Raw genomic sequence first — 12,062 nt, 5'->3', positions numbered from 1 at the left:
CAAACGGCGAACATCTATTTTGACGAGTCTTCGGGAGAAGGCCTCGACCTACTAAAGCGCTCTGCGAAAGCAATCAATTCTACGGCATAATGGTATATGCTCAATTGCATTCTTTACGTTATGCTAACATATGCTCGCCAAACGACGCTCAACTAATATGCCGGGTCTTCTACACCATTTGCGCGGAAGGCTTCTTGGCGGTCGATGCAGGTGCCACAATGACCGCATGGGTGGTCACCGCCTTCGTAGCAGGACCAGGTAAGTTGGTATGGCACGCCTAGACGAAGGCCTTCGCGGACTACGTCGGCTTTGTTACAATTGATGAATGGTGCTTCAAGGGAGCATTCTTGGCCGGAGCCTTCAAAGATGGCATTACCCATAGATGTGTAGAATGTTTCTGTGCAGTCTGGGTATGCATTGCCAGCTGCATCATCGGCATGGGCGCCATAATAGATATAGCCACAATCGAGGGATAAGGCTAAGGATGCCGCAGCGGATAGGAACAGTCCATTTCTAAATGGTACATAGGTGCTAACGGGTCCTTCCCCATGTTCATCTTGTTGTTCCTTGTAGGAACCAGTAGGGATGTCCTCTGTGGACTGCTTCAATAGGGATGAATTACTGAATGCAAACAGTTTTGTTACATCCATCGTTTTGCCTTCTATGCCGTAGTATGCTAATACGTTGGCTGCAGCCTCTAATTCCTTGCTATGTTTTTGGCCGTATTGTATGGATAAGGGCACCACATTCTCTTTGCCAAATCGCTCAATAGCGAGCGCCAAACATGTTGTGCTATCTACGCCGCCACTAAATAATACAACGGCTTTTTGCTTTTGTGCCATCGTTCCTCCTTATGAAAGCCTCATCCGTAGATGAGGCTTTATACATTAATATCGATATATGAAGCCAAGCTTTCACCATATCACATATTATAATTCAATATCGAGTTCCACTGGACAGTGATCACTACCAAAGATTTGTTGATGGATTTTGGCCTCTTTAATTTTGTCGTCCAAGCGTTTAGATGTAATAAAGTAGTCAATTCTCCATCCCACATTTCTATCGCGAGCCTTGCCCATGTAGGACCACCAGCTATATTCATCAACCGCATCAGGATACAAATAACGGAATGTATCGGTAAAACCAGATTCCAACAATTCTGTCATCTTAGCTCGTTCTTCATCGGAGAAGCCAGCGTTCTTACGATTTGTTTTAGGATTTTTCAAATCGATTTCATTGTGAGCCACATTGAGGTCGCCACAGAGAATAACCGGTTTCTTCTTATCCAATTCTAATAGGTATGCACGGAACGCATCTTCCCAAGTCATACGATAATCTAAACGCGCCAATTCACGTTGACTATTCGGCGTATAGCAGCAAACGAGATAAAAATTATCATACTCAGCAGTAATGACACGGCCTTCTTGGTCATGTTCTTCAATGCCGATACCATTTGTCACCGCAATCGGTTTAATACGTGTAAATACAGCGGTTCCACTATAGCCTTTTTTCACTGCGCTATTCCAAAATTGTTCATAACCTGGTAATTCTAATTCAATTTGATGGGGTTGTAATTTTGTTTCTTGCAAGCAGAAAATATCTGCATCTAATTCGTTAAAGGAATCGATAAAACCTTTTGTTACGGCTGCACGCAATCCATTTACATTCCAAGATATTAATTTCATTGATACTCCTTATAAGGCATTTATATACAATATTATTTGTGAAAGTTAGCTTTCACGAGCATGTTTATGTTTTCGATCATGCTTAGCTTGAGCGCGTGCTTGTCGCGATGCTTCATTGGCTTTCATTTCGTTTTCCTTACGATATCTAAAGTAATTCGCCACAACGGATAACAAAAAGATAATCATAACCGTTACATTGAATAGACCAGGGCCATAGGTATACAAATGATAGCACAAATAAGCAAATGCAACGACCGATAAAATATGATTTAACATTCTCATAATGTTTCAACCCCCGTTTGAATTGGGAATTCATCATAGGTTACCCAATCACTAGAACTACCTACATACAAGGCAGAGTTAAGTCCCGCTTCACTCATAACAAGTAGAGCATTACATGCGGTAACACCAGATCCACAATAGGTAACAACAGGCTTTTGTTGATAGATTTCATTGTAGAACTCATTTTCTAAGTCCTTAATAGACCGAGGCCCTTCCGAAGTATAGCCACTTTCATAAAAATGGTTAACAGCCCTCGGAATATGTCCTGTCATGCCATCCATAACATCGACCACCGAACCATCATAACGTTCTGGTGCGCGGGCATCGACGATAACATGAGAACCGGACTTACTCGCCTCCAATACCTCATTACGACTCATGGTCATTTCGCTTTGTAGAGTATAATTGAACGTCGTCGGCTCTGTAGGCAAAGGGGTAGGATCCTTAGTCAACAAATGACCTTCTTTCACCCATCTTTCAATACCGCCAGATAGAACGCGTACATCTTTAAGGTCCATGTAGCGCAAGGTCCACCAAAGGCGACCAGCCAAGAAAATCCAAGAATCATAGACAACGACCTTAGAATTTTCATTAATACCAAATGTCTCGAAGGTTTTCGCCAATTGCTCCATATCCGGTAATGGATGACGTCCCCCATGTTCACCGATAGGGCCGGTCAAATCCTTATCTATATCGACGGGAAAAGCGCCTTTAATATGACCTCGTTTATAATCTTGAAACCCTCTTGCATCGAGGATGATAACCTCATCCATGATAGGTAATAATTCGTTAGGAGTAATGAAATTAGACATAATGACTCCTTTCATGTGATTATATCGAAAAATACAAATCTGTTAATACCATTATATACGAGGGGGCTAAGATATACAAATGAATCTCAATTATAAACGTGTATATAATGCATCAACTGCCTCTATATCTGCAGGCAACCAATCTACAGAGTACAAAGTCTCCTTAGTCAACCATTTAGCTGCTTCGTGTTCTAACAATGTTACATGTGAGTCTTCTGTTAACGTGCACAAATAGCAATGCATAGTAAGATCAAATTTTTCATAACCATTATAGTTAATAGTAATTAGTCTTTCACCTACATTAATATTGGCTTGTAATTCTTCTTTAATTTCACGAATCAAAGCTTCATCATGCGCTTCTCCAGGTTCAATCTTACCGCCAGGAAATTCCCAACCATCTTTTAGATCACCATATCCTCGTTGAGTCGCTAATATAGCGTTGCCCTTTTGAATTATGGCAGCAACAACTTCTATATGTTTTCTAATCATTATATATACAACAAAACCTACTAATCTTTCTCTTTTATTTTATACCTTATACTTTACAACTAAAAAAATAAAAATATCTAATCATCCACTTATACAATTATACAATTTACGGATTTAATTTGAAAAAACTACCGGTTTTTTCAAAAATTATGGTATACTATATATAAGAAAGGAGCGTTAAAATGCAAGGTGGAATAAGAGAAGGGGCAGGCAGAAAGACAAAGCAAAACAAGAAGTTAACAAAAAATATTTGCCTTACCCCTGAAGAGATAGAAACTATAAACGCACTAACATTAACGGGATGTAAAAATTTCAGTCAAAAATGTAATCTATTAATTAACAAAGGTCTTTCCGTGATAAGTAAAGAAACTGACTTAACTTCGTCTAATGTTTCATATAAAAAAAACTTAAAATTTATTGATCTATTTGCTGGAATCGGTGGGATTCGTAAGGGTTTTGAAGATAAAAATACAGAATGCGTATTCAGCTCAGAATGGGATAAATATGCAGCACAAACATATGAAGCGAACTATGGTGAAAAACCATTTGGAGATATTACTAAGATTCATGAAAAAGAGATTCCTGACCATGATATATTATTAGCGGGTTTTCCATGTCAACCATTTAGTAATATTGGCAAAAGAGAAGGTTTTTTACACACCACACAAGGAACACTCTTTTTTGATGTACTTCGAATTTTAAAGGAGAAACGGCCTCAAGCCTTTTTATTAGAAAATGTAAAAGGTCTTGTCACACATGATAATGGAAATACGTTTAAAGTTATTCAAAATGCACTCCAAGAGGAACTCGGCTATAATATTTATTTTAAAATTTTAGATGCACAAGATTTTGGATTACCACAACGTCGTGAACGAATTATAATCGTTGGATTTAGACCTGATTTAAAAGTAACAAATTTTAAATTTCCCAAAGGTTCGAAAAAAAGAATTCCAATTAAGAATATCTTGGAAGATAATCCTATCGGCTATTCTATATCAGAACATCTACAAAAATCTTATCTATTTAAAAAAGATGATGGTAAACCACAAGTAATAACAAAAGATAGCACAATTCAAGTAAATACATTGGTTGCAAGCTATCATAAAATCCAGCGACTTACTGGAACTTTTATCAAAGACGGGGAAACTGGATTACGTTTATATAGCCAGCTAGAAGCAAAACGACTAATGGGATTTCCCGATGACTTTATAGTCCCTGTTTCTAGGACTCAAATGTATCGGCAATTTGGTAATTCCGTTGCAGTACCTGTAATAAAAGCTGTTGCTAAGGAAGTAAAAAAATATTTAAAATATACTAAAAAGTAGAGTATATGTCATACATTCTATTTTTTATAACCTGTAAACCCCTTTATTTGAATTTTCTTTCCCCTCTTTTTACTTGGATAAGTCCATTTAAAAGGAGTTCCAAATTGACCACTATCTTTATAGTTTTTTACATATAGAGAGACGTAAGAATCTCTATCAAAGACATCAAAATTATTAATTAAAAGAATCAAGTCCGCAATTTGTATTTTGTGATTTACAAGTGGACTGTTAACACCAAACAGAAATAACTCTGTTAATTTCTCATTAAATTTAGGCAATTCAGAATGAAGTACTGCATGAAGATGTGGTTTTTCTTCTTTTAATTTTTTCTCACTACCAAATAATTGAAATGCTTTTAATGCATCAGCCAGAGTAGATATAGGATCAATTTCTAATGCGGTAATAACATCATTTATATCTCCCTCGTGTATTGTAACAGTCTTAGAATCAGTATGTTTTATACTAACATTTCGTTCTATTAAATCATTTTCAGTCTGAATAACAAAAGATACATCTGTTTTCGGGTAACCTCCATTAGATAACTTTGGAATATCTCTAGTTGCTTTGACAGAAATGATACGCTCATGTCTTTGTTCTAAACCTACAGCAGTTAATAATTCACAAAACTCATTAAAAGATGCAGATTTTGTAGTCTTAAAATTATTTTCATAATCATTCCAAAGTAAACTATTATTTGTATCAACCAATAATTCTTCTACATATTTTTCTGCATCTTTGCCTAATATATTTGAACATATTCCTTGATCCAAATTACTTGTAGCAAAAGAAATGACTTCATTTCTAAACTCTGACACAGTATATATTTCGTCAATAAAAGATATAAATCCGTCACTGTTTATTTTTTCACGATAGTTATTTTTATACCTAATTTCTTTATCATTAACAGAATTAGGTATTACAACCAGGATTTTTGCTATATTAGGATCATGAAGTTTAATATTTTGGGCAAAATACTCTACTCCATACAAGCGATCAGATCTTATAGAACTTGTTGATTTCACTAACCATATTTCATCATTTTGATTATGAAAAGTAATCTTAAAATCCATCTTATACTGTTTTTCACAACTAGGTGCACCAATTTGATATCCACGTTCAACACTAATATTAAATTGTGGAACACTCTCAAGAGTATTTAACACCGCATCCAATGTCATATTACTAGCATACCCTGATCTAAACTTTTCTGAATTATCAATACTAAATGCCATTATATCATCTCCTTTATACAAATTTATTATAACAACTCAGTTGCATAAAATAAATATATAAAGATAAGTCTACTCTTACTAAAACTTATGCCCCCCTAAACATAAACCAAGTATAATAATTTATATTTATTTAATAATTATCAGTTATATGTATCTTTTTTGCCCCTTTAATCTATGCTATAATAATACTGATATCAACTGTATAGAATATAAAGTATAGATATTTTTTCACAAACACGTTTTATAAGGAGTATTGGCAATTGAAAAAGGGTTATATTAAATTAATCTTAGCCGTAATTCTAGGAATTGCTGTTATTGGTGGTGGGATTTATTTCGCTTATCATTTCCTATCCAATAAAGCAACTACAATATTATATCGCTCTACTATTGAGGACAAGATCAATGCCTTACGACCTTATATCGAGGCAGCTGATACATTTAATTTAAATAGTGTTGCCTATACCTATCAAATACAACCAACCCTTGAAGAATTGCGCAATCATACACATAATACATCTGTAACATTACCTGACTATAAGAAATTAAAAGCTCAGCTGGAAGCAGCTAAAGAAGAAAGTTCCACACCATATGAGGATGTAAATAAAGCGACGGATGAATTACTTACCATCTTATCGCAATTAATTCCTGTGGCTGACCAACTTCAAAACTACTATACAGATCGAACTTTTGAAAAAGATAATTTTGTAGGTAGTGATAACTTAGCTAGCCAATATGTACCATTAGCGGATCAATTCAATGCGGCCTATAATGCATACGATTTAGCACTTGAAAATCGTAATAACGAATTATATACAGAACGCATGAAAGAATTCGCTGATGAAAACAGAGTCAATGCAGTTAATTTTATTGAATTAAATATACTATTATCTCAAACCATAGATATTATCGATCCTGATGGTAATACAGATACACAAAAGATCGAAACCAATCTACAAGAAATTACAAAACGCTTGAATGACTTGCAACCTGGTACAAAACCAGAAACGCAAGCTGCGGTTAAACAATATCAAGATGCTGTAAAAGAATTTATTGCAGAAGCAAGAAATTACATCATTATCAACTCCTCCTATGGCGAAGCATATACGCAATTATATGTAAAATATAATCGCATGATTGGCCGTGCTAACGAGGTGGATATGAATGACCTCGATGCAGTAGACAGCAAAAAATAATAATTGAACAACACAAAGGACCAGCCTTATAGCTGGTCCTTTTATTGTGTCTAAATCAATACTACTTATTCTTTTTTCAAATCTTTCGTGATTACATAGTATTCACTAGGTGATGTGTGAATACCCTTTAGATAGCTTTTACCAATCATATTAATCTTAGGATATCCAAGGAATATGGTAGCATTTTCATCGAGCAAAATTTGTTGGGCATTGATGATAGCATTGCGTGCGATTGTAGCATCTAGCGTAGAGCCTGCAAGTGCCGTAAGTTCATCAAAACGGGAGTTATTAAATCCAGAACCATTATTCGGATTATCTCCATCGATATTACTACCCCAATATTGTTTTAAAAACCACACAGGGTCACCCGTATTAGCAGTAACGACACTAGAAACCAATAAATCATAATCACCGGTTTTAGCTAATTCATCAAGCATCGTATAATCGACAATTTTAATCTGTACGTCAATACCAATTTTCTTATAATCCGCCTGCATTGCTTCCGCATAAAGCGTCAATTCAGGTCTTGATGTATAAGTATATAAAACTAGCGAGAGATTTTGACCATTTTTATCTACAAGGCCATCCCCATTGGTATCTGTCCAACCAGACTTAGCTAATAAAGTTTTAGCCTTATTAGGATCATATGGATTGGTATCCTTTAATTGTTTAAATCCATAATCAAGGCTAGGCGGCAATGGTGCCTTACCGGCTATGAATGTATCTTTCAAAAGGTTTTTAGCATAGCTATCACGATCTATGCCAGCAATAAGAGCAGCCCTCAAATTAGAATCCTTCAATTCACCTTTTTGACTCATACGTGCCATCACATCGCGCAATGATGACGCCTCTGTAACAGTATAGTTTTTATTATCCGCAAACAAACTGTACTCACCAGGTCCAATGTTTATTGCCATATCGATATCACCAGATTGCAATGCCATCGCCCTCGTATTAGCATCATTGATAGCGGGTACTTCTACACGTTTAAACGGCACATCACCATCCCAATAGTTTTCATTAGCGGCTAGTTCAGCACGTTCCTTGGTAAAGGATATTACCACATAGGGCCCAGTTCCAATAGGACCATCGGCACTAAAGTTTCGGCCCTCTCGTTCAGATTGCACATCTACAATGACAAATAATGGATCGCCCAGAGAACCTGGTAAATTAGGGTACGCCTTATCCGTCTGAATCGTTAAGGTTTGACCATCCGCTGTAATAGAATCATAGGTAAAAAACGTCTTGGCACGATTACTTTTAGCAAAGGTCCGCTCAAATGACTCTTTTACGGCTTGAGCCGTCACCTTTCGACCATTGGAAAACTTAGCTTTGTCATTAATGGTGAAAGTCCATGTTTTTCCATCCTCTGATACAGACCATTTAGAAGCAAGCCAAGGCTTTGCTTTCATTGTATCATCAAATTTAACCAGCGTTTCACCAATACCATAACGTACTACAACCCAGCTAAAATAGTTCTCTGTAGGTTCTAATGTACTAGCAAATCCAATGGCACCTACTCGTAAAATATCTTTATCAGCACTAGAGTTCATCCCACAACCAGTAAGACCAACTACGGTAAGGCCTAATAAAGCACATGTAGCCAGCACTCGTCTTATGTTTTTCATTTAATCTCCTATTACCAATCTGTATACTCGACTTGATATCTATCAAAATATGTTCATATGAATACCTTTCAATATACCTATATGGGTATATTGCTTTCTTTATCATATCCTATTTATCGACAGTTCTCAATCATCTAATATATATTTAGCAAATAGAAAAGATAAAAGCCTTCGCATACGCGAAGGCTTTCACCAATAAGATTATATATTTGTATCATTAGTAACGGTATCCATCGATAATGGATTGTGTGGTTTACCAATTTCAAAAATAGAACTCAATAACACCTTTGTATATGGATGTTTAGCATCTGCTAGATGGAACGCATCTAGTTCTTCAACGATAGCCCCTTTATACATGACTACAACCTTATGGCACATAGTACGAATGAAAGCAATATCATGAGCGATGAACAAATATGTTAAATTCCGTTTCTTTTGCAATCTAGCGAGTAGATAGGCAATAGAGTCTTGCACAGATACATCAAGGGCACTCGTTGCCTCATCGAATACGAGGATTTCAGGTTCCAAAACGATAGCTCGTGCGATAGCTACACGTTGACGTTGACCACCAGACATCTCATGAGGGAATCGATGCATGAACTCGCGCGGTAAATCTACCATTTCAAGATAATCACCAGCGATTTGTTCTTCTTTTCCCTTTTCAAGAAGCCCAAAATTATATAGTGGTTCAAGGATAATATCCTTAACCTTCATGCGTGGGTTAAATGCAGCAGATGGATCTTGGAATACCATTTGAATTTTCTTTCGGTATTCTTTCGTTTGCTCAGAGTTCATATGTTGAAGCTCTACACCATCTACATAAATCTCGCCTTCTGTAATAGGTAACATCTTCATGATCATACGAACTAGAGTTGTTTTACCAGAACCAGATTCACCTACAATACCAAGAGATTCCCCTTTTTCAAGGGTAATGTTGATATCTTTACATGCTTCTAGCTCTCCGCCAGTCGGAAGAGGGAATCGTTTGCATACATTTTTAATTTCTACTGCGTAGTTAGTCAATGTAACGACCTCCTTCCAATGTTGGTACCGCATCTTTTAGTTGTTTTGTGTATTCATTAGATGGGTTTTCTAAGATTTCTTGTGGCGTACCTGCATCTACAACACAGCCCTTTTTCATAACGATGATGTAATCGGACATATACGCCGCCACACCAAGGTTATGGGTTACCATAACGATAGCGGAATTATGCACTTTAGATAATTCCATCATTTGCATAACAACTTGAGATTGTGTTGTCACGTCTAGAGCAGATGTTGGTTCATCACCGATGAGTAATGCTGGATCTAATGCTAATGCCATGGCAATGCCAACACGTTGGCGTTGACCGCCAGACAGCTCATGTGGATAGCGGCGAAGGATATCTGCGCAATTAGGTAACGCAACAGACTCTAATAATTCAATAGCACGACGATCACATTCGTCATTGGAGATTTCAATGTGAGCTTTGAATAGTTCTCTAAATTGTTTACCAATACGTACAATCGGATCGAGTGCACTACCGCTATCTTGGAAAATCATGGCCATATCTTTGCCACGTATGGATCTCCATTCTGACTTAGATAGGGTGCGAAGGTCTTGACCATTAAAGATCATTGTACCATCTGTGACCTCACCACCTACAGGCAATAAACCCATGAGGGCCCGGATCACGGTAGTTTTACCGGATCCAGATTCCCCTACAATGGTTAATACCTTACCGCGTTCCAAGGTAAAATTTACATCCATAACAGCAGGCACACCTTGGTACGCTATGTTAAGGTTTTCTACAGTTAGTATGTTTTCTGCCATTATAGCTCCTCACTATTTTGTAATTTTGTTAGTAATCCAGTAGTAGTCACTTGGGTACATGACAGCACCTTTCAAGTAAGAACCAGTAATGATATTAGTTTTAGGGTAACCTAAGAACAATGCAGCACCATCATTCATCAATAATTGTTGAATTTGGATTGCATAGTCACGACGTTTTGCAGGATCGAATTCAGTTTGAGCAGCATCTAACAATTGGTCAACTTGTGGGTTGGAGTAACCAGAACCGTTTTGAGGGTTGGAACCATTGTTATTAGTGTGCCAGTAGTTAGCTAAGAACCAGATTGGATCGCCTGTATTAGCAGTTACGATGTTGGAGATAAGCATATCATAGTCGCCCTCTTGACCCATTTTATCAATCAAGTTATAGTCAACTGTTTTGATTTTCATATCGATACCAACTTTTTTTAGGTCTGCTTGAACAGCTTCGGCATAAAGTGGTAATTCTGCACGAGAGTTATATACAACGAAGTTGAATGTCAATGGTTTGCCATCTTTATCAAGGATACCATCGCCATCAGTATCTTTCCAACCATCTTCTGCTAATAATTGTTTAGAACGTTCAGGATTATAGGCATTAGGATCTTTCAAATCTTTGAAACCATAGTCCATGGATGGTGGAATTGGAGCAGAACCAGGGATGAATGTGCCTTTTAACAATACATCAGCATAGTTTTTGCGGTCTGTTGCAGAGATAACTGCAGCACGTACTTTGTCATCACCAAGAACACCTTTTTGGTTAATACGAGCCAATACTACGCGAAGGGATGCAATTTCATCAACCTTGAACTTATCGTTATTTTGGAATAAGCCTATTTCCCCAGGACCGATGTTAACAGCCATATCAACATCACCAGATTGCAAGCTCATAGCACGCGTATTAGGATCGTCGATAGAAGGAATTTCAACAGTCTTGAATGGTACTGCACCATCCCAATAGTTTTCGTTGGCAACCATTTCAGCACGTTCTTTTGTGAAAGATTTTACTACATATGGGCCTGTACCGATAGGACCTTCTTTAGCAAAGTTACGACCATCTTTTTCAGATTGTACGTCAACAATTAGGAATACCGGATCCGCCAAAAGACCTGGCATATTAGGATATTCTTTATCTGTTTTGATAATTAATTGTTGGCCATTTGCTTCAATGGATTCATATTTAAAGAATGTTTTAGCATAGTTAGACTTTTCAAAAGAACGCTCAATAGAAGCTTTTACCGCTGCGGCATCAACTTTTTTACCATTAGAGAACTTCACTTTATCATTGATTGTGAAAGTCCATGTTTTATGGTCTGGAGATACTTCCCATTTGGATGCGATCCAAGGTTGAGATTTCATTTGCGCGTCGAATTTAGTCAATGTTTCGCCTACACCATAACGCATTACAACCCATGAAAAGAAGTTTTCTGTAGGATCTAATGAGGATGCGAAGTTAGTTACACCAACCTTTAACACATCCTTGTTATCAGCACCATTATTGGAGCCACAGCCAGCGATGAAGGAACCCATCATTACAATGCTAAGACCTGCTAAAAGAGCCTTTTTCCAAGATTTTTTCATTTAAAATCTCCTTATTAACACAATA

Annotated in this window: 12 protein-coding genes; 2 read left to right on the top strand and 10 right to left on the bottom strand. The window is 37.0% G+C overall.

Annotated elements, in window-relative coordinates; genetic code table 11:
* Positions 1-152 precede the first annotated feature (152 nt).
* The 5 genes from queC to HMPREF1477_RS07740 form a co-directional block, all read right to left on the bottom strand.
* Complete coding sequence (queC, locus tag HMPREF1477_RS07760) at positions 153-842, bottom strand: 7-cyano-7-deazaguanine synthase QueC (protein WP_016476473.1); 690 nt, start codon at positions 840-842, stop codon at positions 153-155.
* A gap of 87 nt (positions 843-929) precedes the next feature.
* Complete coding sequence (locus HMPREF1477_RS07755) at positions 930-1,685, bottom strand: exodeoxyribonuclease III (protein ID WP_005377116.1); 756 nt, start codon at positions 1,683-1,685, stop codon at positions 930-932.
* Between the two features lie 45 nt (positions 1,686-1,730).
* Complete coding sequence (locus HMPREF1477_RS07750; protein ID WP_005377052.1) at positions 1,731-1,967, bottom strand: hypothetical protein; 237 nt, start codon at positions 1,965-1,967, stop codon at positions 1,731-1,733.
* Positions 1,964-2,779: a sulfurtransferase gene (locus HMPREF1477_RS07745; RefSeq protein ID WP_016476472.1), complete on the bottom strand. Its 816-nt coding sequence runs from the start codon at positions 2,777-2,779 to the stop codon at positions 1,964-1,966. Before HMPREF1477_RS07745 ends, HMPREF1477_RS07750 begins: the two co-directional genes overlap by 4 nt.
* 90 nt (positions 2,780-2,869) lie before the next feature.
* A complete protein-coding gene (locus HMPREF1477_RS07740) occupies positions 2,870-3,268 on the bottom strand; it encodes a (deoxy)nucleoside triphosphate pyrophosphohydrolase (RefSeq protein WP_016476471.1) in 399 nt (132 codons plus the stop codon).
* 182 nt (positions 3,269-3,450) lie between these two features.
* Between HMPREF1477_RS07740 and HMPREF1477_RS07735 the strand changes: the two genes are divergently transcribed.
* The gene (locus HMPREF1477_RS07735; RefSeq protein WP_016476470.1) at positions 3,451-4,593 is read left to right on the top strand and encodes a DNA cytosine methyltransferase; all 1,143 of its coding nucleotides are present in this window, start codon (positions 3,451-3,453) and stop codon (positions 4,591-4,593) included.
* 17 nt (positions 4,594-4,610) lie between these two features.
* Here the strand turns inward: HMPREF1477_RS07735 and HMPREF1477_RS07730 are convergent, their stop codons facing one another.
* Entirely contained in the window at positions 4,611-5,825 is a 1,215-nt protein-coding gene (locus HMPREF1477_RS07730; protein WP_016476469.1) for an MspI family type II restriction endonuclease, read from the bottom strand.
* 260 nt (positions 5,826-6,085) lie between these two features.
* Between HMPREF1477_RS07730 and HMPREF1477_RS07725 the strand changes: the two genes are divergently transcribed.
* Positions 6,086-7,018 carry a DUF3829 domain-containing protein gene (locus HMPREF1477_RS07725; RefSeq protein ID WP_016476468.1) on the top strand — a complete coding sequence of 311 codons (933 nt, stop codon included), beginning with the start codon at positions 6,086-6,088 and terminating at the stop codon, positions 7,016-7,018.
* Positions 7,019-7,083: 65 nt separating this feature from the next.
* Here HMPREF1477_RS07725 and HMPREF1477_RS07720 read toward each other — a convergent pair whose 3' ends face one another.
* From HMPREF1477_RS07720 to HMPREF1477_RS07705, 4 genes are all read right to left on the bottom strand, one after another.
* Positions 7,084-8,646, bottom strand: coding sequence for an ABC transporter substrate-binding protein (locus HMPREF1477_RS07720; protein WP_016476467.1), 1,563 nt, complete (start codon positions 8,644-8,646; stop codon positions 7,084-7,086).
* Between the two features lie 201 nt (positions 8,647-8,847).
* A complete protein-coding gene (locus HMPREF1477_RS07715) occupies positions 8,848-9,669 on the bottom strand; it encodes an ABC transporter ATP-binding protein (RefSeq protein ID WP_016476466.1) in 822 nt (273 codons plus the stop codon).
* A complete protein-coding gene (locus HMPREF1477_RS07710; protein WP_016476465.1) occupies positions 9,662-10,459 on the bottom strand; it encodes an ABC transporter ATP-binding protein in 798 nt (265 codons plus the stop codon). The genes HMPREF1477_RS07715 and HMPREF1477_RS07710 overlap by 8 nt, the downstream gene beginning before the upstream one ends.
* 12 nt (positions 10,460-10,471) lie before the next feature.
* Positions 10,472-12,037: an ABC transporter substrate-binding protein gene (locus HMPREF1477_RS07705; protein ID WP_016476464.1), complete on the bottom strand. Its 1,566-nt coding sequence runs from the start codon at positions 12,035-12,037 to the stop codon at positions 10,472-10,474.
* Positions 12,038-12,062: the final 25 nt, after the last annotated feature.

The sequence above is a fragment of the Veillonella sp. HPA0037 genome (genome assembly GCF_000411535.1).
GTDB classification, from domain to species: domain Bacteria; phylum Bacillota; class Negativicutes; order Veillonellales; family Veillonellaceae; genus Veillonella; species Veillonella atypica.
The sequence above is the reverse complement of the archived record's forward strand: the minus strand, read 5'-3'. Positions and strand labels throughout refer to the sequence as shown.